At 45.1% G+C, this 23,706-nt stretch carries 14 protein-coding genes; 13 read left to right on the forward strand and 1 reads right to left on the reverse strand.

The genetic code is table 11. From position 1 onward, the window contains the following. Window positions 1-53: 53 nt before the first annotated feature. The 9 genes from AC787_RS24215 to AC787_RS24255 all read left to right on the forward strand — a co-directional run bounded on the left by AC787_RS24215 (window position 54) and on the right by AC787_RS24255 (window position 13,384). Window positions 54-776: a ThuA domain-containing protein gene (locus AC787_RS24215; RefSeq protein ID WP_054027540.1), complete on the forward strand. Its 723-nt coding sequence runs from the start codon at window positions 54-56 to the stop codon at window positions 774-776. 232 nt (window positions 777-1,008) lie between these two features. Next, a complete protein-coding gene (locus AC787_RS24220; RefSeq protein ID WP_054027541.1) occupies window positions 1,009-2,667 on the forward strand; it encodes a DUF4091 domain-containing protein in 1,659 nt (552 codons plus the stop codon). Window positions 2,668-3,088: 421 nt separating this feature from the next. Then, entirely contained in the window at window positions 3,089-5,329 is a 2,241-nt protein-coding gene (locus tag AC787_RS24225) for a helix-turn-helix domain-containing protein (RefSeq protein ID WP_235561104.1), read from the forward strand. A 311-nt stretch (window positions 5,330-5,640) separates the two neighbouring features. Further along, entirely contained in the window at window positions 5,641-6,525 is an 885-nt protein-coding gene (locus AC787_RS24230) for an ABC transporter permease (protein ID WP_082361200.1), read from the forward strand. 22 nt (window positions 6,526-6,547) lie between these two features. After that, window positions 6,548-7,447, forward strand: a complete 900-nt coding sequence (locus tag AC787_RS24235) for a carbohydrate ABC transporter permease (protein WP_054027543.1) — start codon at window positions 6,548-6,550, stop codon at window positions 7,445-7,447. 125 nt (window positions 7,448-7,572) lie between these two features. Continuing rightward, window positions 7,573-9,282: an ABC transporter substrate-binding protein gene (locus tag AC787_RS24240; RefSeq protein WP_054027544.1), complete on the forward strand. Its 1,710-nt coding sequence runs from the start codon at window positions 7,573-7,575 to the stop codon at window positions 9,280-9,282. 42 nt (window positions 9,283-9,324) lie between these two features. Continuing rightward, complete coding sequence (locus tag AC787_RS24245; protein WP_054027545.1) at window positions 9,325-10,734, forward strand: alpha-L-fucosidase; 1,410 nt, start codon at window positions 9,325-9,327, stop codon at window positions 10,732-10,734. A gap of 213 nt (window positions 10,735-10,947) precedes the next feature. Then, the gene (locus tag AC787_RS24250; RefSeq protein WP_054028172.1) at window positions 10,948-12,279 is read left to right on the forward strand and encodes a multi antimicrobial extrusion protein MatE; all 1,332 of its coding nucleotides are present in this window, start codon (window positions 10,948-10,950) and stop codon (window positions 12,277-12,279) included. A gap of 55 nt (window positions 12,280-12,334) precedes the next feature. Continuing rightward, window positions 12,335-13,384: a glycoside hydrolase family protein gene (locus AC787_RS24255; protein ID WP_054027546.1), complete on the forward strand. Its 1,050-nt coding sequence runs from the start codon at window positions 12,335-12,337 to the stop codon at window positions 13,382-13,384. Between the two features lie 78 nt (window positions 13,385-13,462). Here the strand turns inward: AC787_RS24255 and AC787_RS24260 are convergent, their stop codons facing one another. Beyond that, window positions 13,463-14,431 carry a hypothetical protein gene (locus AC787_RS24260; RefSeq protein WP_054027547.1) on the reverse strand — a complete coding sequence of 323 codons (969 nt, stop codon included), beginning with the start codon at window positions 14,429-14,431 and terminating at the stop codon, window positions 13,463-13,465. 305 nt (window positions 14,432-14,736) lie between these two features. Between AC787_RS24260 and AC787_RS24265 the strand changes: the two genes are divergently transcribed. Genes AC787_RS24265 through AC787_RS24280 form a run of 4 tightly spaced genes read left to right on the forward strand, consistent with a single transcriptional unit; the run spans window position 14,737 to window position 23,702 of the window. Next, window positions 14,737-16,512: a vWA domain-containing protein gene (locus tag AC787_RS24265; protein ID WP_054027548.1), complete on the forward strand. Its 1,776-nt coding sequence runs from the start codon at window positions 14,737-14,739 to the stop codon at window positions 16,510-16,512. A 24-nt stretch (window positions 16,513-16,536) separates the two neighbouring features. Then, complete coding sequence (locus AC787_RS24270) at window positions 16,537-19,926, forward strand: tubulin-like doman-containing protein (RefSeq protein ID WP_054027549.1); 3,390 nt, start codon at window positions 16,537-16,539, stop codon at window positions 19,924-19,926. A 2-nt stretch (window positions 19,927-19,928) separates the two neighbouring features. Next, window positions 19,929-22,358 carry a transcription initiation factor TFIID gene (locus tag AC787_RS24275; RefSeq protein WP_054028173.1) on the forward strand — a complete coding sequence of 810 codons (2,430 nt, stop codon included), beginning with the start codon at window positions 19,929-19,931 and terminating at the stop codon, window positions 22,356-22,358. A gap of 57 nt (window positions 22,359-22,415) precedes the next feature. Continuing rightward, on the forward strand, window positions 22,416-23,702 hold the full coding sequence (locus AC787_RS24280; protein ID WP_082361090.1) for a vWA domain-containing protein: 1,287 nt from the start codon (window positions 22,416-22,418) through the stop codon (window positions 23,700-23,702). The last annotated feature ends 4 nt before the right edge of the window (window positions 23,703-23,706 follow it).

A 23,706-nucleotide genomic window follows, 5' to 3' on the forward strand; every position in this document is an offset into this window, starting at 1 on the left:
GGCTCGAATTTTTTATACTGAGATTAATTGAATGAATAAGGAGTGTTCGTATAATGGTAAAGGTAACCGTATGGAATGAAAATCGTCACGAGCAACTAAATCCGGTTGTAGGTCAAATATATCCTAAGGGCATTCATGGTGCGATCGCAGGCTTTTTAACGGAAGCAGGATTTGAAGCGGGTACGGCTACACTAGATGAGCCAGAACACGGATTAACTGATGAGGTATTAAACAATACAGATGTACTCATTTGGTGGGGACATCTTGCGCACGGAGACGTAAAAGATGAAATCGTTCAAAAAGTACAGCAGCGCGTGCTTGACGGAATGGGCTTAATTGTTCTTCACTCCGGTCATTTCTCAAAAATCTTTAAAGCATTAATGGGTACAAGCTGTGATTTGAAATGGCGTGAAGCGGATGAGAAGGAGCGCCTGTGGGTTGTAGCGCCAAGCCATCCGATTGCTGCAGGAATTGGGGAGTATATCGAGTTAGAAAAAGAAGAAATGTATGGCGAGCATTTTGATATTCCTGCACCAGACGAGCTTATTTTCACAAGCTGGTTTGAAGGCGGAGAAGTGTTCCGCAGCGGATGCACGTTTACACGCGGTAACGGCAAAGTGTTTTATTTTAGACCGGGACACGAAACCTACCCAACCTATCACAACAAAGACATTCAACGTGTCATTACGAATGCCGTGAAATGGGCACAACCTGTAGATCGCAATCGTCCCGTTTATGGGAATGCACAACCGCTTGAAAAAATATCGGTAAAGTAAACGAATAAGGTTTTCCTTATCATTATAAAAAAGTAGTGTAACGCTTGGGATTAGAATCCCAAGCGTTATTTTGTTTTTAGCTCTATTTTGAACCCTACATTTAGTCAAAATAGTGCATTGGCAAATTGGAATTATTCAACCATACTACATTTAGGAATCACTAACGCTTGTATTCCCTATCTAAGATCAGGAAAAAAGGGAGTCATGCTTATTAAAAGGAGGCTATTTATTCATGTTATCCGTAATTGAAACGAAATGCGTCAGTTCGCTCGCTAAAGTGTTTCCGGATGAGGAACTAATGGAAGAAACACTTTCTATAGCTTCCGCTTTTAAGAACGAGGTCTTCTCTTTTCAAGTCGCTTACCGCGCGCAGCATGTCTCCCGAGCCATAAGAGATTTAAACATTCAGATTGAAAGTGAGCTTTCGGATCAAATATCGGTTAGGTTAATAGGGCTGGTACCATCCGAATTGCCCTGTTATCCCGATCAGGATGAGCATATCCTTCGATCGACGCCGGGATTATATCCCGATCCGTTATTTCCAATGGATTCGAATCGGGTTATGCATGCTGTTCCTAATCAGTGGCGCTCGATATGGATAACGGTAGCGCTTAACGGTACGGTTATAGCTGGCAAATATCCGATTCGTATATTGTTCCAAGATGAATCAAATAACTTGTTATCCGAGCAAGTCGTTGAACTCGAAATTCTGAACGCTGAATTGCCGAAGCAGAAATTGATTCACACGGAATGGTTTCATACAGACTGCATAGCAACTCATTATCGCGTGGATATGTTCAGTGAGGCGCATTGGGTCTTAATCGAAAAGTATGTAATGACGGCTGTTCAGCATGGTATGAATATGCTGTTGACGCCACTATTCACCCCTCCTCTCGATACGAAAGAAGGGGGAGAGAGGCCGACGGTTCAGCTTATTGAGGTGGATAAGCAAGGAGAAAGCTATACTTTTGGATTTGAACGGTTGAGACAATGGATTGACATGGGGAACCGAAGCGGAATTGAATATTTTGAGTTTTCACATCTCTTTACACAGTGGGGAGCAAAACATGCTCCGAAGATTATGGCGACTGAGAACGGCGTGCTTACTCGGATTTTTGGTTGGGATACAGATGCAATGGGTGATAGCTATAAAGGGTTTCTAAGACAATTTTTGCCCGCGCTGGTTCGTTTTGTTGAGGAGAACAACTTAGAGAAACGAAGCTATTTCCATATCTCCGATGAGCCTGGATTAGAGCATTTGCCTTGGTATACAAGCGCTTATGAGATCATGAATGAGTATGTGGGTCAATTCCCGATCATTGATGCGTTATCTGACTATACATTTTATGAACAGGGATTGGTATCCAATCCGATTCCAGCGAACAATCATATAGAGCCGTTTTTATCTAAAGGGACAGAAAATTTATGGACCTACTATTGCTGTGCCCAATACGAACAGGTATCTAATCGCTTTTTTTGTATGCCATCCGCACGAAACCGAATTATCGGTATGCAAATGTACAAATACAAGATAGCGGGTTTTTTACACTGGGGTTATAATTTCTGGTACTCGCAATTTTCAGTAGCTCCGATTGAGCCCTTCGAAACGACGGATGCAGGCTGCGCATTTCCATCAGGGGATTCGTATCTTGTTTATCCGGGAGAGGAAGGACCGATCGAGTCTATTCGTTTAAAAGTATTTTACGAGGCACTGCAAGATATGCGGGCGCTAGAGTTGTTAGAAAGTCTTGTCGGGCGAGCGGAGACGGTAAGATTTTTAGAGGAAGGGCTTGCGGACGAGATTACATTTGATGTGTATCCAAGAGATCAGAAATGGCTGCAGTCTATTCGGGAGCGCTTGAATCAGACGATCAAATCATTGTTGAAATAAAAATAAGATGCACTATATCCAAGTGGTTGCGTGCTCTTGGGTATGGTGTTTTTTATAGGATAATCATTGGCTAGCAGTTGTTGTGTTCATAACGGGAGGCAGCCGACTGCTGTTAGGCGAAAATAATGCATGAAGTTGAAAACGGTTTATTGATCTTATTAGCGATGTCGCCTAAAATAAATAAAACCAAACTCGCGCGGCCTGCACACAAGAAGAGGGCATAGCTCCCTAGGAGACCGTCATGCCTCGATACGGAATCGGTATCGGGGCTTCTTCGGTTTACATCACCCGGGAAATAAATACAGCTTGTCTGAACACGAAAGTTTGTATAGTTCGTCTGATAGCTTTGAAATATCAGGTAAACGGCGGCTGCTGATCCACAGAGAACAGCGCCAATCATCCCGGAAACGAGTGAGGGCTAATGATGAGCAAATCATGGTTTAATCGGCTGCTGCTTTCCTATATGCCGATATTTATTATCGTAGTCACCTTCACCTTTTTCGTATTTTTTCAATTAATTAGTGAGCAGGGTCGGAAAGAGGCTATCAATGCCAATAGCATGTTGTCTTTGCAAGCGATGAGGCTAATAGATACGTCCTTAAGAGCTGTCGATAATATGGTGATGAAGGAATCGATTAACAACAAGTCGATAATCGATTTTTTCAACAGCAAGGAGGACGGTGATCCTTATATTAACATTAGCGCCGTCATGAAAATGAAAGATATGATTTCTTATTATCCTATCATCGATTCTGTCTATCTGGTCCGTTACGATGATCAGGTTGTGCTGAGTAACGCAACAAACGGACATATTGACACTTATCCGGACAAAGCATTTATTGAGCAATATCGAAATACGACATCTCAAAAATGGACAAACATGCGAACATTTCAGCAATTTACTGTCTTGGAAGGAAAGAAGGTAGTCAGTCTCGTGAGAGGCGCTCCATTCATGACAAGCGAGAAAGGAATGATCGTTGTGAATGTGGCAACGGATTCTTTGGAGCGTTTAGTTCATGAGCTTTACAATTCGGAAGTCAGCTTCATTCGGATCAAAGACGGAGCGGGCAATGAACTTCTCAAAGGGGAAGAACCTGTAGATTCCATGCGCATATATGCAGATTATAAGTCGAGCTATTCGAATTGGTCTTATATAAGCGGTTTTGTGCAAGGTACGTTCATCCAAACGGTATCCTTGCTTTATAACGTATGGTTTGTGATCGGAATCCTGATGATTATCGCAGGTCTCATATGGATGATTTATATATCAAGGCGAAATGCGAAACCTGTTGAACAGATTGTCTCACGCTTTAGCGGGTATAAGCTGGCACTTGCTGGAGGAGTTATGAAAGCCGGACCAGGAAGAATTAATGAATTTGTGTTTATAGAATCTGCTCTCGATAATTTAACGGAGCAAGCAAGGCAATATCAGCAGCAATATAAGGAGGATCTTCATTTACGGACGCGCAACCTGTTCCATCAGCTTATTGAAGCTGGAACGGAGCTTACGCTGGGGGATTGGCGGCGCGAAGCGGAGCGGCTGCAGCTTCCTGCACCTGCGGATCGTCATTCGCTTATCGTCTTGGAGCTTGATAAGTACGGAGATTTTTGCAGCAGTTATTCGCGTCACGATCAAAATTTACTGAAGTTTGCTATGCGAAGCATTACCCATGAGCAGTCTTCACGTTTTGGATACGAATGCTGGGCAGAATGGACAGCTTCATCACGTCTCAGTGTTATTTTATTCGCAAGCAGCGAGGGTGTTGAAGCCCAAATCGTTGTACAGCTCTGTGATAGCATTCGAGCTTGGATTGAGCAGAACATGAAATTTACGATAAGCATTGGGATCGGGAATCCTGCCTTACAGCTCTCCGAAATCCCCCAATCATTTCAGCAAGCATTGGAAGCGCTAAATTATAAGATGGTGCTGGGCGAAAACCGCCTCATTACGCGTGAGGATGTGATGAGCCAGGGCCAAGTTGAAGTATACGCTTATCTTGGAATGATTAGAGCTGCTGTTTATGACTTCCGCAAATCGGAAAAAAGTTGGAGAAACCAGTTGGACGATTTGTTCAACCAGATGAAGCAAGGCTTGTTGACTAAGGACGAGATTATGAATGTGATTAATTATCTGATCTATAGTCTGGGGCGCGAATTGTCGGGACTTGGTAAAGAAACCCAGTTAGTGTGGGAAACTGAGGCTCTGCCGGTCTTGATCGACAAATTGGATAAATGCCATTCACTGGAAGATATGCATGAAGCAATAATCGGCAAAATGATAGAGCTTGAAGACACGCTCGCAGACATGCGTTATAACGGTCAGCATGCTGGAATTATTAAAGAAATGCGGAGAGTTATTGAGATGGAATATGTAAATCCGAATATGTCACTTGAATATTTAAGTGAGAAATTCGATATTAATGCGAAATATGTGAGCAAGCTGTTCAAGGAAACAACAGGACAGAAGTTTATAGATTTCTTAATCGATATTCGCTTGAATGAAGCGAAGAGACTTCTAATAGAGACACGGAGGACGGTGCAGGATATCGCTGAAGTGGTTGGATACACAAGTGCGATATCGTTTACGAGAGTGTTCAAAAAGGTCGTCGGTTGCTCACCGGGCGAATACCGTTCAGAGACGCTGAAGCAGCAAAATGGCTAAACAAAGACGGCGTTGAAAATGGTTAAGCTCAAGAATTATGTTAGTTCTTTTATATGGAATGGTTGCGAAAGTGACGGCAGCACCGAGAATATAAGGTGCTGCCGTTTCTTGTGGAGTGGTGATGCGAAAAAGGTTAAGCGAGCAATTAATGTATCTTGTTACATGGCGAGTGCAGCTTATAAAATGAACACATGAAAGCGTAATCACAAATGAGACTGTTAAAAGGAGGCTAGCCCTTGTCCAAACTTAATCATGGCTCCGTTTCGGTGCCCCTTGCACACACAGCAAGACGTTATGCGCCTCTGCGCAAAATGGCTCGCCACTGGCAATTGTATTTCGTCATATTATTGCCAATTGCCTACCTCATTATATTCAAATATGTACCTATGGCTGGCATCATGATCGCGTTCAAAGACTACAACGTCATCAAAGGTATCTTTGGAAGCGATTGGGTCGGACTAAAATACTTTAATCAGTTTTTCGATTCTCCAAATTTCTGGCTGTATATGAAAAATACGCTCGGCATTAGCCTTTATGGCTTGCTAGTCGGCTTCCCAGCTCCTATCATTTTGGCGCTTGCTCTCAACGAAGTACGCAATGGTCTGTTCAAGAAAAGCGTACAGCTGATCTCTTATGCGCCTTACTTCATTTCGACGGTCATTATGGTATCGATAATAATCGTCAATTTGACCCCAAACGTAGGCATCGTAAGCAAGCTGTTCCAGATGCTCGGCGTGGAAAATACAAATTTTATGGGTATTCCTTCCTTTTTTAAATCTATCTATGTCTGGTCAGATGTATGGCAGCATACTGGCTACGGGGCGATTATCTATATTGCTGCATTAGCGGGCGTCAATCCTGAGCTGTATGAAGCGGCCAAGGTCGATGGCGCATCTAGAATTCAGAAAATTATCAATGTAGATATTCCTAGTCTAATTCCGGTATCCGTCATTCTTCTTATTCTTAATCTAGGAAATCTAATGAAGCTGGGATTCGAGAAAATCTATTTGATGCAAAATCCGCTCAATCTTGCGACCTCAGAAGTCATTTCTACTTATGTATATAAAGTGGGCTTGCTTGGTTCGAGCTTCAGCTTCTCTGCGGCAATCGGCGTCTTTAACTCGGTTATTAATCTAACATTGCTCATAGTCGTTAACTATATCGCTAGAAAAATTTCTAATAATAGTTTGTGGTAGCGAAGATAAGAGAGGAGAACTTATGGCAAAAAAAATATCCATTCGAGAATCAAACGGTGACCGCGTATTCATGGCATTCATTTATGCCTTTCTGACCGTCGTCCTATTAGTCGTGCTTCTGCCGCTTCTCTACATTTTAAGCTCATCCTTTAGTTCGCCGCAGGCTGTCGTTTCCGGCAAGGTATGGCTGTTCCCGGTGCAATTCACACTCGATGGCTATAAGGCTGTTTTTAACAATCCGCAGATTGGTACCGGATTTATGAATTCATTGTTTTACACGGTTTCCGGAACGATCATTAACGTTGTTCTGACGGTAATGCTTGCATATCCGTTAGCGAGGAAAACTTTTTATGGAAGAAATTTTTTCATGGTTCTTCTTGTTATAACGATGATGTTTGAGGGCGGGCTGATTCCGTATTATTTGGTCGTAAAAGAATTACATCTATTGGATACACGGTGGGCTATGATTTTGCCAGGCGCTCTTGCCGTATTTCAAGTCATCATAGCGCGAACCTTCTTCCAGACGAGCATTCCTGAGGAGCTGGCTGAGGCGGCTGATTTGGATGGCTGCAGTGATATTCGTTTTATTTTCAGCATCGTACTCCCGCTGTCCAAACCCATCTTGGCCGTCATGATGCTGATGTACGCGGTAGGACATTGGAATGCGTATTTCGAAGCGCTCATATTTCTGCGATCTCCAGACTTGTTCCCTTTGCAGATCGTATTGCGCAATGTGCTTATTCTAAACACGGTGGACGCGTCGATGATCTCCAATGCGAATCAGATGCTGGCTCAGCAGGGATTAAAGGATTTGTTGAAATATTCATTGATTGTTGTTGCCAGCGGACCTGTGCTCCTGATCTATCCATTTGTTCAGAAGTATTTTGTGAAAGGTGTCATGATCGGTTCTTTGAAGGGATGAACAACACAAAGTTTTTGGAGGGGGGATGGGTTGCCTTTGGGGCCGAGGCGGTCATTCAGATATAAGGATAGCTTCATGGTATGCTGCTAGGAATGACTAGGATATAACAAGGAGGAGTCGGTTTTATGAGAAAAGGATGGAAAAAATCCAGTGCAATCTTAATGTGCGTCTTAATTAGCTGTGTTGTTATTCTAGCTGCTTGCAGCAAGGATACGGGGACATCTGGCAATGGTAAAGTAGAGGAAACAGGACAGAAAGAGACAAATGCTGTGCAAGAGGATCTTTTTACAGCTGTTGGTACGTATCCCATTGTTAATAAACAGATGACGCTTAAGATGTTTGCTCCTCAGCTTCCTACAATCGAGAACATGGAGACGAATACGTACACGAAGTATTTGGAAGAGAAAACGAACATTAAGATTGCATGGGATCTCGTCCCAAATAATGCCCTTGAGGACCGTAAACAGCTGATGCTCGCGAGCGGTGATTATCCGGAAGTCATTTTGCAAGCTAATCTGACGAGAGAAGAGCAAATGAAGTATGGAAAGCAGGGAGTATTCCTTCCTTTGAATGATTTGATTGATAAGTATGCCCCTAATATTAAAAAAGCGCTGGCAGATATTCCATACATGAAATCGTCGATTACAGCTCCAGACGGAAACATCTATGCTCTGCCACAAGTAAATGAATGCTACCACTGCGATAATGCTTTAAAGCTTTGGATTAACAAGGCTTGGCTTGACAAGCTCGGACTCCAGCTGCCTACAACAACAGAGGAGTTTTATCAAGTTATGAAGGCATTTAAGGAACAAGATCCGAACGGAAACGGAAAGAAAGATGAGCTGCCTCTAACGGGATCTGATGAGATGTGGGCTGGAAATATATCTGCTTACTTGATGAATGCCTTCATTGTCGATGATTACACCGAGAAAAATGCAGGCACATTCTTATCTGTCAAGGATAGCAAGGTCGATTTCGTAGCGAACAAGGTCGAATGGCGGCAAGGACTTGAATACTTGAATAAAATGTACAAGGAAGGATTGATCGACCCGGCAGCCTTCACGCAAAATGCAGACGCTATTCAACAGCTGGCGAACCGCGAGCCGGATAACATTATGGGAGCTGTGACGACCGCACTTATTAGCTATGGCTATAATATGACGGAAGCGCAGCCTCGGCACAAGGATTATGTGACGCTGCCTCCGCTGAAAGGACCAAATGGCGTTCAGCAGACGCTTAACTTCGCCGGCATTAGCAAATCACAATTTGCGATTACGAATAAGGCGACAGAAGAGCAGCAAATCGCTGCGATCAGGCTGGCTGATTATTTGTACACCGAGGAAGCGATCGTGCTGCAAGAGAATGGCCCTGAAGGCCAAGGCTGGCGCAAGGCAGAGGATGGCGAATTAGATATTGATGGCAAACAGGCTAAGTATGCCTCTATTCAACGGGAAAGCAAGCAAACGCATAACGATGGTTGGGAGCAAATCGGGCCTTCTCTCCGCACCTATGCGTACCGTTCCTCTTGGATGGCGATCCAGGACACGCTCGCAGACGGCGGGTATGGAACACGTTTGAATACGGAATCCAAGAAATATGAGTCCTTCCATTCCAAAGAAATGTATCCGAACGGCGTGTTCATCGCGCAGGAAGATGCGGAAATCGCAGCGCAGCTAAAAACGACGATTATCGATTATACGAAATCGAATATGGCGCAGTTTATTACGGGCTCCAAAGATATCAGCAAGGAATGGGATGCATATGTGAAAGGTTTTGATGGTCTGCAGCTTGGTAAGTACATTGAAATTTATCAAAATGCATTAGGTACCTCTTAAAAAAACATAATGGAATAACCGATTCAAGGAGGACTTGCAACGATGAGCGATCTGACAAGTGATAACTTACTAGAAGAGAATAATGAACAAGAGCTGCATGAAGGTGTACACAACTTCAGCAGCGAGCGCGAGTGGATACGTCCCGATAATCCGGTTACGCTGGAACGACTGGAATGGTTTAAGGATCAGAAGCTCGCACTGATGATGCACTGGGGACCATACTCTCAGCTTGGAGTCGTAGAGTCTTGGGCTCTAAGCGATGAGGATCAGGATTGGTCGCGTGAAGGCATTGACTGGGAGCAGGATGGGGAAGCATTCAAGCGACAATATTTTGATTTAAACAAGACGTTTAATCCGATTCGCTTTCAGCCTGACGTATGGGCGGATTTGGCTGAAGAAGGAGGGTTTAAATACCTTATTTTTACGACGAAGCACCACGACGGCTTCTGCATGTGGGACACGAAAACGACGGATTACCGTATCACCGGCGACGAGACACCTTTTCATACGCATAAATATGCCGATATTTGCCGCCACGTATTTGATGCATTCCGGGCCAAAGGATTGTCTATCGCCGCTTATTACTCTAAAGCCGATTGGCACACGCCATACTACTGGGCGCCGGATATGGAGCGCAGTCTTACCAATACGAGGCGGGGGCCAACTTATGATCCGCAGGAGCATCCTGAGCTGTGGAACAAGTTTGTCGCGTTTACGCATGAGCAGATTACGGAATTATTGACACAGTATGGCCGAATTGATGTCCTATGGTTGGATGCGGGCTGGGTAAAGCCGCTCCGCAGCGGACAGGACATTCGTCTTGGCGATATTGTAGAGAAGGCTAGAGAGCAGCAGCCATGGCTGCTCTCGGCAGACCGCACGGTAGGAGGCCCATATGAAAACTACGTCACTCCCGAGCAGACCATTCCGACCGAGGCGATGAACATACCTTGGGAGAGCTGCATTACGATGGGTACCTCCTTCTCTTTCCGATATGAAGATAAATATAAACCGACACGCCAAATCGTGAAGATTTTGCTTGAGGTCGTCGCAAAGGGCGGGAATCTGGCGTTAAATGTGGCTCCGCAGCCTGATGGCAGGCTGCCGGAAGGCGCGATCCAGCGTATGAAAGAACTAGGCGCTTGGCTGAAGGTGAATGGAGAAGCCATTTATGGAACACGTATTTGCGCGCCCTATTATACAGGCAGTCTAGCTTTCACGCAAAAAGGTGATGCTGTCTATTGTTCCTGCCTATATCCATCAGCAGATACAATAGTTTCAGAGACGATCTTTATTCCGTTTGATGGTGCTCTGGAATCGATCGAGCTGCTAGGTATGGAAGGCAAACTGAACTGGACACGCGAGGCTGATGGGATCTCCGTTCAACTGCCAACAGCTGCAATCAAGGAATCGGCACCCATTGCGCATGTGTTTCGGATGTTGAGAAAATAACTTGAGGTCTTCTAATAAACAGTGATCCTAAGCATGTTGCACCCAGCAACATGCTTTTCGCTTGTTGATTATCTTCAATCAAAAAAAGAAGGTGAATCAGAAAGAAATAGCAGTTATACTGAAGATTAACAAATGATCGGCGGCCGCTTCTCGGATTTATTTCCGGGAGGAGGTCGCCTAAAATTTTTTTTTGATATGGCAAGGAGAACAGCTATGAACCTATCATTATCAGAACCACAGAAGCAAGCTGTAAGTATGAAAAAGCTTTGGTCTTTTTTTCTCCCGCTAGGAATTTCCGCAAGTTTAGTTACGATTTCACATGTTATTATCAACAGTACGTTAAGCCGGGCGGCAGACCCTGAAAGCATTATTGCCAGCTATGCGATTGCGATGAGCCTGCTTGCTATTACGGAGAGACCAGCCGTGCTGCTGCGGCAAACCTGTTCCACACTCGTTCGCGACAAACGATCGTTTAAATCGACTCTTACAGTCGCACAGCTTGTATTTGCCAGCATTATGGTATTGGGATTATTGATCAGTTATACTCCGCTTGGGACACTTATCTTCAAGGGAGTGTTCGGAGTAAGCGAAGACAATGTCCATGATGTTATTCGTGTTTATAAGGTGCTGATGTTCGTAAGTTTGTTTTCCGGTATTCGTTGTCTTTATCATGGCGTAATTATTTATAATCTACGTACGAAATGGTTAACCATTGGCATGGCGGTACGACTAGCAGGTATGTATGCGCTTTCTCTTTATTTTATTCATACAGGAGTTACCAGCGGGGTTGTTGGAGCAGTCATTTTCTTATTCGGGATGATGATTGAAGCCGCTGTCAGCTACTCAGAGGGACGTATACTTGTACGCAAGATGCCAGATAAGCTGGAGTATCATCCGATTGAAAACAAACGTCATGTTTTTTCTTTTTACCGGCCATTGTTGTTTTCCTCGTTTATTTCGGTATGGATCGGCCCGGCGATTAATGCGATGTTGGGAAAAACATGGGATGCCGAGCTAGCCATTGCTTCCTTTGCTATCGCAGCTAGTCTAGTCATGCTTCTCAGCAGCTTTTTCAGTTATTTTCATCAGATTGTTATTAACTTTTATCGTGTCGATCCTTTGGCTGTCCGAAAGTTTATTTTAATGCTTGGTTTTATTCCCGCTCTACTCATGGGGTTGATCGCCTATACACCCGCAGGTGTATTTTTACTGGAGCATATCATAGGTGTTCATGGACGATTGCAAGCTGAGAGCATTCGGGTGCTGCAAGCATTTGTGTTGTTCGCGCTCGTTATGCCTTGGCTCGATGTTATGAATGGACTTGTTTTTGTACGCGGACAAACAAAACTTATTTTTGGTTCGCAAATTGCCAATCTCAGCTTTACCTTCACGACGCTTCTTATTTGTATTGGACTCGCGCCTGAATGGAATGGGACGATTGGGGCATGGGCACAATCAATCGGCATGACGGCAGAACTCCTCTTCGTAACGCTGGCGCTGCGGTTTGTGAAACAACCCGATCCTGTGCCAATGGGCAAACAATGATAGATTCATCGCACAATATTCGAAATCGACTAAATCATCGACGAGGAGAATGATCGTGGGAAATCGCATATATGAAAACCTGTTGCCAGCGCCTAAGAACGGTGGTTTTAAGATGGATGGCTATTATATTTGGTGCGGCTCTGTTGTGCAAGGCGAGGATGGAAAATATCATATGTTTGCTTCAAGGTGGCCTAAGGAATACGGCTTTGCTGCACAATGGCTGTTCAACTGCGAGATTGTCAGAGCGGTGAGTGAAACGCCTGAGGGCCCCTATACGTTTGCCGAAGTCATATTTGAGCGAAGAGAGCGGAGCTATTTTGATGCATTAAATCAACATAATCCATCGGTGAAATATTGGAACGGCACCTACTATCTTTATTATTTTGGAACGACTTATGGAGGGCCTATTCCTGCTGTGGGAGAGAAAATAAGTCAAGAAAGAGATATCGAAGTTTGGAATAGAAAAAGAATTGGGTTAGCCACTTCGAAATCTATATTCGGACCATGGGAACGTCCAGATGCCCCTTTGTTAGAGCCAAGAGCTCCAGGGCATTGGGATTGTACAATTACAACAAATCCATCAGCGGCTATATTGCCAGATGGAACGACGTATATGATTTATAAGTCGAGAGAGTATGCAGGCTCTACCTTGCAATTAGGTGTTGCCCGTGCTCCTCGTCCGGAGGGGCCGTATACCCGTTTGCAGGATGATCCGATTTTTCAATTTGAGAACCCGGACTTGCACGTCGAAGATCCATTCCTATGGTGGGAAGATGGGAATTTTCATATTTTAATTAAAGACGATTTTAAAAATGATTCTGGTGGTGTAACGGGCGATTGGGGAGCGGGCATCTATGCGACAAGCACCGATTGCTTAAACTGGGATATTGCTAGTGACCCAAGGGCCTATTCAAGAGATGTTTTGTGGGATGATGGAACAAGAACGATTCAAGCGAATATTGAGCGGCCAAATTTGTTGTTCCATGATGGCAAACCAACTCATTTATTTCTGGCAACCGGAAGCGGGTCTCATCCTTGGGATTTTGAAGGGAATACTTGGAGTATGGTTATTCCTTTAAAGGAAACAGTGTCTGAGCTTATCTAAGAACAACCAAAAAAGGCAAACGATCACTTCTGTTAAAGTGACTGTTTGCCTTTTTGATTATTTTTCTTACCTACTCTTCTAATCTCGATCCATATGCAAGCCAGGAACCTTGCTCGTACGCTGGAAGTCCTCGTCCCATTTGTATCTTTCGTTATAAATGTCCATAACCTCTTGGTGTAATGGGCTGGAGCTTGGATTTGGGCTGCTTTGTATTATTCGATAAAGCCGCATAAAACGGTCTTTAGGTAGCTTTCGAGCATAGCGCATTAGTAAATATGGATACAGGGTGATGTATCGCTTCATTCTGACCGCCGCACCCGCAACACCAACTAGTATACTCTCGCCATGCTCCATTTTTAAAATCTGCGCCTCGTGAAGCAAAACGTAACGGAATGTATTTTCTTTCAGCAGATCTCTTCTAATTTTGGCGAGCTCGCCAATATATTCAACAAGATCGGGATTGAAATGATCCATGAGCAATGGGTCCAGCATCAGATCCATATCCTTGCGCAAAACGAATGATTGAAGCAGCAATATTTGTTCCAGCCGGAGCTGGTCAGTATGGACGAGCGCACCGATTTCACGAAGCATCTCATAAGCAAGCGGCTTATCGCCATCATGGAACACTTGAATGGCTGTTTCGCGGTCATTTACAAGACCAGCAAACAGGGTATAAGCCTCTTTTTGAAATATTTTTTGCAGCTGCAGGAGCAAAAGTGCAGGGGTCGACCGCCTCTGCAACGTCCATAATAGAGCGAGTAGCAGCATTCCTCCTGCAGTGATCAAACCGGACTGCATCGTCGACTCGCTCATCACGAATCCAACAACCATAATAAACACAACTATGAGCCGCTCTTTCCACATCGTACGCTGCAGCATGGAGGCTGCCCGTGCTTCCACATTTTGCAGGGCAGATTTGCCGCATACGGGACACTCCGCATCACCTAGTACCGTAAAGTGATTACAGCTTCGGCAAATTTTAAGTTTATTATAAGGATAGCGTGTTTTAATATAAGGGTTAAGTAGTATCGGCAGCTTCTTCATCATTCGCGATCACGCTGCCCGCTGCTTTTTAAAATGGAAAGGACAAGCTTGCTCAGCTGATCTGGAGAAGGGGCCCGTCTCCGCTGTGCACGGTAGCTTATAGCTTTGATGATGACAAAAAGAAACAATAGTCCAAGACAAACGTAGGTAACCATATGCTATTCCTTTCTTACAATAAAAGTGATTTAAGAAAATCTATCAGGTATACTTAATTTGTAGTATATCATCATACTGGTAGCAGTGACTAACAGTGACTATTGGACTAGCGAGGTAGATCCGTTCGTCCCATTACAAAGGAGTACAGCAAAATGAATAGATTTAAACGTTTTTCATATCAGCTTATTATGGTTTCTGCTCTTTTGCTGCTGCCATTCAGCAGCTTACAAACAGCGCATGCGGCACAAGGCGGATCACAAATTGATGCCGTACTGGTACTGGATGTCAGTAATTCAATGAGCACAAGCGATCCGGGAAAAATAGGAAATGAAGCGATGAAGATGTTCATCGATATGCTGTCGACACAAGGCGACCAAGTAGGAATCGTCGCTTATACCGATGAAATTCAACGTGAGAAGGCGCTGCTGGAAATCCAGTCGACAGCGGATAAAGAGAAGCTGAAGAGCTTCATTGATCAATTAAACCGTGGTGCTTACACCGATATTTCGGTCGGAGTCAAGGAAGCGGTACAGATTTTGGATGATGGGGCTGATCAAAGTCACGAGCCGATGATTATTTTGCTTGCTGACGGCAATAACGATTTTAATGAGAAATCGGGCAGAACGCAATCACAGTCGGACGCGGATATGGAGAAGGCTTTAAAAGAAGCTAATGACAAAGGCGTCCCGATCTATACGATCGGCCTGAATGCTAATGGGAAATTAAATGAGGCTGCGCTTGCCAAGCTATCGGAAGTGACCGGCGGGAAATCGTTCTCTACCGATTCGGCAGACGATTTGCCGCGAATTTTGAGTGAGATTTTTGCCAGCCATCTTGAGCTGAACGTCGTACCGGTTGATTCGCTGACGGCAAACGGAAGCTACCAGGATGTGAAAATTTCCGTTCCCAATTCGAATGTATTGGAAGCGAACATTTCGATTATGTCGAGTAAGCCGGTTGAGGCGAAGCTTATAGACCCAAACGGAAAGGCTATTCCTATTCCTTCGGATGACGTCTTGTTATCGAGCTCGAAGAGCTACTCCTTGCTGAAACTTATAAAGCCGTCAGAAGGCGATTGGACGCTTCAAGTGAAAGGCGTGAATCGTGATAAAATCGACATTAATCTTATTTTTAACTATGACTTGAGCCTTGTGATGGATCCACTTGCTTCGACGACCTATTCGAAGGGCGACAAGGTGCCTTTCAATTCTTATTTGGTAAGCGGCGGAAAAAAATTGGAAGACACATCGCAGTACAGCAACATGAGCGCGGTTTTGCTCGTTAAAGATTTAGACACGGGCAAGACCGAGGAAATACCAATGGAAAATGCAGGCGATCATTTTGAAGGGTCCTACAAAATTGCTGAAAAGCATGACTATGAGATTAGAGTGAAAGCCAAGGAAGAAAGTTTCTTCCGAGAGACGGATGCTGTAACGATCTCGGCCAAGGCGGGAGCAACGGGACAGACGCCGCAGCCAGAGGCAGGTAAAGAAGAGAAGCCGTTTCCGGTTGTTCCGGTCGTAATCGGCGTCATAGGTCTTGTGGCATTGCTTGCAGCAGCTTACTTTATTCTAAGAGTCTTGAAGCAAGCGAATCGGGGTTTTGTCGGCCAACTAGTCATTGAAATTCGAGATGAGAATACAGGTGACAAAACGTCGCCACAGTATAAGAAGCTGTCAGCCTTCAAGGGCAAATTGCAGCTGCACCAGCTGTTGCAGCTTGCACCAGAGCTGAAGGAAACCGATAAGGTGATCTTCAAACCGGGCAGCAATGATCGTATCGTTCTGCAAAACGGTTCCTCATGCACGGTTGAGAAGTCGGGACGAGCAGTCGATGCGACGCGCGAATTGGAAATGAAAAGCGGAGACCGCATAACGGTTTCATTGAAGCAAATAGACAAAACGATATTCATTGAATATCTCGTATAAATAGAGCCCTGGAGGTAATTGAAAATGAAACCGATCGTAAGAGAACATATACAACAGCTCGACGTCTCGCTTGGCGGAGGTATTGTCAGCGAGAAAATCCGAGTAGACACGATAGATAATCCGATTTTGATTATTGGACTTGGCGGTACCGGCATTGATGCGCTGCTGCGCCTAAAATACCAGATTAATCGCCGCTTTAAGCTGCCTGAGGATCCGGTTTCCAAAAGAAAGCGCGAAAAGCCCGACAATGTGGAATTTCTTGCTTTTGAAACGAATGAACAGGATCGCAATAAAAAGTATAAAGGGATCGGTCTTGATCCAATCAATGAATTTGTATTGCTATCCAATGCTGAGGTTGGAGGGCTGCTGCAAAACCGCAGCATTCTAGAGCCGTATATTACGGACTGGTTATCGCCAGAGCTGAGCATTACAGATGGCATGAATGGTGCAGCTGGCGTGCGTCAAGCTGGACGGCTGCTGCTGTTTACGAAGATAAATCAAGTCGTGCAAAGCATCGACAAAAAAATTAAGACGTTATCCGTCGGCACGAACAAGAAGCTGATGGTATTTCTGCTTACCGGCTTGTCCGGTGGAACAGGAAGCGGCTGTTTCCTCGATATCTCTTATATCGTACGAGGAATTATTGAGCGTGATCATGGCTCCGCTGGCATCGACCGCGTCAATACGCTTGGTTATTTGTTTACGCCGGATATTAATCTTGCAAGCAAAAGTTTGAGCGACCATACACGCGAGTACATTAAAAAGAATGGTTATGCTGCTCTGAAAGAGCTGGACTATTGGATGAATGTGGACAGCCGCGGAGAACGCTTCAAGCAGCAATACGGCAATATTCTAACGGTCAATTCACCGCTTCCACCGTTTAATCTATGCCATCTCATCTCGGCTACTAATGCGGAAGGCAAGCTGCTAGAAAATGCCTATGATTACTGCATGAATGTAACGGCGGAGAACATTACGAACTTTATTTCTAGCGAGGAAAAACAATCCGGCGAAGAATTCGCCATTCATGACTATATTAGCAACATTCGGACAAATATTGCTCAAATGAACAAAATGTATCCGGCTAACTACGATTACAACATTATCGGAGCTTCTTCAGCGGTACTGCCGATCGAGGAAATGACGACCTATTTGGCTTACCGGCTTTTCAACAAAATGGATAAGATGTTCGAGAAGGCGCCAAGTCAGGACGATGTAGAGAAATTTGCCCGCAAGCTTGGGATCGATCTTGAAACGATGATGAAAACCTTCGATTCACGCGTACCGGAGCCGCTGCCAGGTTTCGAGAACAGCGAGCGCCTCAGTTACAATAACGTTGTGAAAATGCAAGCCGTGAACATGGATACCGAGCTGGAGCAAAACTTTTTGGCACGTGCGCGCGAGGAATATATTAAGGCGAAAAAACAGCTGCCAGGCGAAATCGTCGGACAATTTACCGATCAAATTCGTCGCACATTTCTGCATCCGGAGCAAGGACCGTTCTATGTATCCCGCTTGCTGTATACCGAGAAAGGTTTTTGCTTGCTGAAGATGCTGCTCTCTTATATTGAGACGCTTCGCGAGGGACTGTCACGGCTTCCTAGAGAAATCGAAGCTGCTAGAGAGCAAGCGAATGAGCGCATGGGCGATGCGAAAAGTGCGTTCGTGTCCAAGGATAAGAAGAAAAACAACTATATTGAAGCGAAAATAAATGAGTACTGGCTGCTTGCTGACGTTGAGCGGATGGAGCAATTGATTGAATTTTATGAGGATCTCCACCAGCTCCTGAACAACGAGAATAACCGCATCTATAATGTGTTTACCGAAATTCTAAATGTGCTTAATTCGATCTTTGCCAAAAATGGTGAAATACTGACAAGCGGCGATGAACAAGCCGATCATAAAGGAAACAAAACCTATTATTGGAACATCGTCGGGGTGCCAGACATCTCTGATGTTATCAGCCGTTTAATGGATAAGAAGGATGGCGATGATCTGATCCGCGACTTTACGCAGGAGCTTCTGGATCATTCGAATCTTTGGGTGAAGGAGCAGGAAATCGATATCGTCAGCTCGATTTCAGAGTTTTTGACGAATAAGTTCGGTGACCTCATTACGAAATCGATGGAAGAATTTCTTGTCATGAAATACGGGAACGATGAATCGATTGAGAAGTTTGTTGAGCGTCATATTGCGAGCAAGCTCGATGAGGAAGCGGTACCTGTATTCCATCTCAGCAACAGCTCGGGCAATTTGCATGTACCTTCTTGGGGCTTTGTATCCGTGCCTGTGCAGGCGCCGAGCATTTTGAGAGGGATTCGGAACTATCAAAATAACTCAATTGGCAAATCCCACTTTACAATTAAGGAAAGTGAAGTGAAAAACCGTATTTTCTGGCTGAATACAAGAAACGGTGTGCCGTTGTTTGTTTATACGCCGCTGAAAGTATATGAGGAAAGTTATGAGCGCACGATTCTGGATAAGGAAGGCATCGGCCGCCACTTGGTACAGACTGACCGTGTCAATTGGACGTACTTGCCTTCACCGATTCCAGAGAAATCATGGGGCGACACCTACGTCAACCCACGCGTAAAAAGCTATAATGCGAGGGTTCGCGCCGAGTTTGTCAAAGCCGAGAACTTCCGCATTATTGAGGAGAAGGGCATAGACAATAACACGAGCAGCCGTTACTCCGTTCGCTTCACGAAACCATTCCAGTTGTCTGATGCTTTAAAACCGTTCAATATGCAGCTTGATGCGGCTAAGCCGAATTTGGGTGAAGTCAAACGAGCGTTGAATGAGCTGAAGCGGCTTCTATCCGAAGGGTTGGAGCTTGAATCGACGAAGGATATTTTCGGCAGCTTCACAGAGGAGCTTGCGCAGGAGAATCTCATTCGTTCGCCGGAGCAGCTAAGACGGGTTCGTGAGGAATTGGCGAAGTATGAGTCCATTTCAGTAAAGTCAAACGAGCTTGAACAGCTGCTTCTGCAGCATCAAGATGACGAGAAATGGCTTGATCAATTTATCGAGGCGCTTTACACGGAGACGATCTGCAAGAAGGGTGCGCTTTATGTGTACGACCGCGAGCCAGAAGAAGAAGCATGGCCGCCTTTCGCTAATTTAATGAAAAGCAGCAGCTATGTCGAGTTTGAGGTATTTGAGAGTTTCCGCAAGCTCGATGAGAAGAATCGCAGCGTCCTAAGACGCAAAGCGGAGCGTAGAGTAACGGAGCTCACTGCAACGGAGGATACTTCAAAGCTGCTAGCCAAGCTGGAGGAGCTGTTCGGCACATTCCTAGATGCGCGCGAGCGTCTCGAATACGAGAAGGTTGAGCTGGCAAATGGAGAGGACATGCACCGGTTCTATAAGGAAATGTCCACTAAACTTAACGAAATTCGTAGAAAGTTGAAATAATGATGAGAGAATTGCTAGATCGATTTGCAAGCGACTATTCGGCTGCTGAGCAGAAGCTTAGCGGCCTTGAGGATGATCAGAGCAGCATTCACTACCCGACGGTGTTTCTATTTATCGGTGATGAGGCAGAGCATGCGATTGAGCCTATGATTCACTCGAATGAACTGAAATGGGACAACAATGCCGGAGTTATCTATTTCCATGTATCGTCGAGTGAAGTTACCCAAAGCGATGCTCCTGGGAATACAGGTCATCATGTGTCTTCATACCAAGGTGTAAATCTTAACCGATCTGCTCCGAAGGTGATGCGGGTTGCGTTATCTGATATTGTAGATGGGAAAACGGACAATCGCACCAAACGTAAAGATATTGGCACAGCCTTCCACAAGGAGGGGCGTCATTTGGTTGATCTCAACCGGGCGCTGCGTCAAGTTAGCGATACCATTGCCGATTACGGCCGATTGTACGCATCTTTCGATCGCCTTCATCTTGCGGTGATTACAAGGGTCGATGATCCATTGAACGTGCTTGTTCCAGAAATATCGCTGCTCGCACAATCGATTTTTTTGCAGCTATTCAAATCGGTTCAAATGGACTTGTACGCTTTAATTAATGAACGCGAGCAATCAGAATCGTTTGGTTTTGCAGGCGCGTCGGGAATCAGCTTCCTGCGTGAGCTTGATGGGATGCAGCGGCCGGATTATTCATTCTCTGCGCGGCTGCAGGTGACTGGTGACGGTTTATCCATTCCGGTCACGCATAAACAGTCGCCATTATTTGATCTTGTTTATGTATTATCTGATCGCAACGAGCGGGGAATTACGACCCTTAACGGGATGCAGGATAACTATGAGATCATTTGCAACATTCTGCTGCTCAAGAACAGGAAGCGGAAGGAAGCACAGGTTCAATCGAGTGACGTAAGTTATAACAACTCGTCCTTCAAGAACAGTCTAATGACAGAATCTGGAAGGCAGGGGTTCGTATCAGCGGGATTGTCCAAGGTGAAGCGACCGAACCATTCGATTGCTTTAACTGTCCTGTATCACTGCTTTAAGCAAATAAAAGAGCGGCTGGAATTCGCTGACTTGCAAGGCAGCAAAGAAAAGTTGTCCTTCTTCGGGCTGGATGCGGCAGCGATGGAGACTAGAATGCTCGATCTGGTGCCAAGCGTGGACAATCTCATCGATATGTCTGGTCTACTGACGAGCAGCATTCGTTATGAACAACTGCGGCGGATGTCGCTGCGCGAGGCAGAGGCAGCATTGTTCGGAGATGGCTGTGCCATCTTCTTCCGCAAGCACTTTACTAGTTCAGCTGAGGTGAACTTAGGTTATGTGAAGGCTGCGGAAGAGCTGCGAACCATGGTTAACCGTAATATGAAGGAGCAGCCGCTGATCAGCTTCTTTCAGGTTGCCAAGTGGACAGACGAGAAAAATGAGACAGACAGCGTGATGACAGCCGTTCGTGCTCGAATTCGTGATTTGGTTAGAGAAATTGATGTTGCTCAGGATGAGCTTGATCGAACCCGCGAACAACGTGTTGACGATTTGAAATTTCAGCGGCTCCCCTTTATGGATAAGCAAAATGTACGCTCCTTTATTCGCGCTTTTTTTGATGCGGTCTATCGGCTGGAATGGCAGCTATTACGACTGGAGACAGAGCTTGCCTTATACCGTAGATTTGTTGCGGAATTGGAGCGTCTTCACGATAAATATCGAATTCGCGTGGAGCAGATGGCTATATTGGAGGAAACTCTAAATGCGACGGCTCAGCACAGCATCCGCTCAGCGGATGATTATATCGGGCAGAACATCTTCGAATATTATGAGCGTGTAACTGCAGGTGTAATGAAGGATATTGAAGAGAAACGCGGCGCATCGGTATTTTTTGAGGAACGATTCCTGGGCAGTGTGACAGAGCTTCTGCAGCAAGGAGATTCCGCTTTTCTTGAGCGATTAATCGATATATGCCGAAAGCATATTTTGACAGCAGAGCCGTTTGCCCAGACCTTCGAGGAGGAGCTTCTGCTGCGTGCGAACGTATCGGTTGCATACAGTAATCGTAAAGCATTATCGAGGGATGAGCTATTTCACCGGTTGTATCGGACATTGGAAGAGCATGCGGTCGTTCATATCCGTCTTCTCGATTATACTCATGAGCATCGTTACGAGGAAAAGTATTTGTTCGGAGATCGTGAGAGTGAATTTATACGTTATGCTCTTGGCGTTGACGAAACTTCGCGTATTTATAAGCTGGGGTGTGTACATGAGAAGCGCAGCAGCGGCGTAGAAAAATTAAATATTATGGGCGGCTTTCATTTAGAAGATTTGATGTATTATCGAAACGGCAAAGTGTATTATGAAACCTATTTGCAAAATGGGTACGAATTTCACACGCTTGATCCTGCTCTGCTGCCCGAGCTTCGCTGACCGATATACATCAATAATCGCTGCGGTCCACTAGCAGGTAGAAAGGATGCTGTTATTATGCAACGAAAAATAAATGGGCTTCTCTTATTGTTCAGCTTAATAGGAGGCGCAGTAGGATTTGTCATCGGGGAAGTAATACTGGGCGCGCTGTCAGAGAGTTGGCCGCGCTTTGCCGTCGTTGGCCTATACTTTGGCGTTCTTGCGTTATGCATCGGACTGTCCTGCCTGATTGCTGAGATGATTACGCCTCGTTTAAACGGTACTTCGTGGCGACAACGTTATACCGGTTTGTCTTGGCAGCTGCTTGTACCGGCGACGCTAGTACTGCTGTTTGCAGTCGGCGGATTGCTCCAACTTATTTACGGGGCGCATTTCGGCGGTGCGAAGCAGGTAAAGGATATCGTGCTTGTCATCGATAATTCGGGAAGCATGCTGGAGACAGATCCGGATAACGAGCGCTATACAGCCGCGAAGCAATTGATTAACAACATGGAAAGCGATAAGCGAGTAGCTGTAGTCGTCTTCAGCAATACCGCGGAATTGCTTCAGCCTTTTGTTAAAGTAAGCTCACAGGAAGAGAAAGATAAAGTAAATGCTGCAATCGACGCACTTGAGCCGACGGATGGCGGTACAAACTTCAGCCTTGCGCTTGGTGAAGCGATGAAGACGATTAAGGGCAAGGAAAAAGCTGGACGCGGTACAATGGTCATTTTGCTATCAGACGGTTTTAGCGAATCCGACATCAATCAACAAGTTGCAGATTATCAAGAGCAGCAAATTGTCGTGAATACAGTTGGTCTCAGCGTTGCAGACACCAAAGGCTCTGCCTTACTGCAGCAAATAGCGAGTTCAACTAAAGGAAGCTATTACGACGTGTCGGAAGCGAACGGTCTGGCGCTCGTATTCCAAAATATATACGATACGATCGACAATCGTACGCTGTTAACGGAACGTACGGGTGCGCTTGCTGACAGTACGCTTTATACACTGCTTCGTATTTTATCATTAGCCGTTATCGGTGCAGCTTTAGGATTGTCGCTCGGATTGTTTTTCGACAATCGGTTTTTGGCATTAAGCTTCGGGGCTGGCGGTATTGTCGGCGGTTTGCTGGCTGGTTTCATCTTAGATTCCGGCTTGTCCGGGGATATGCTCTCTGATGGATTATCCCGTCTATTCGCTGTTCTCGTACTGGCAGCCATTATTAGCATTTTCACGCTTATTGTTCCGATTAAGGATAATAACAGTACAAACCCTTTTGGCGGCGGCAGAAAAAACAGCACAAGAGACCATTCCGCTAAGGGCTTAGGCGAACGGACGAAGGACAGCCGCAGTCATGGATTTTAAACGA

It is taken from the genome of Bacillus sp. FJAT-28004, assembly GCF_001280845.1.
GTDB lineage: Bacteria > Bacillota > Bacilli > Paenibacillales > Paenibacillaceae > Pristimantibacillus.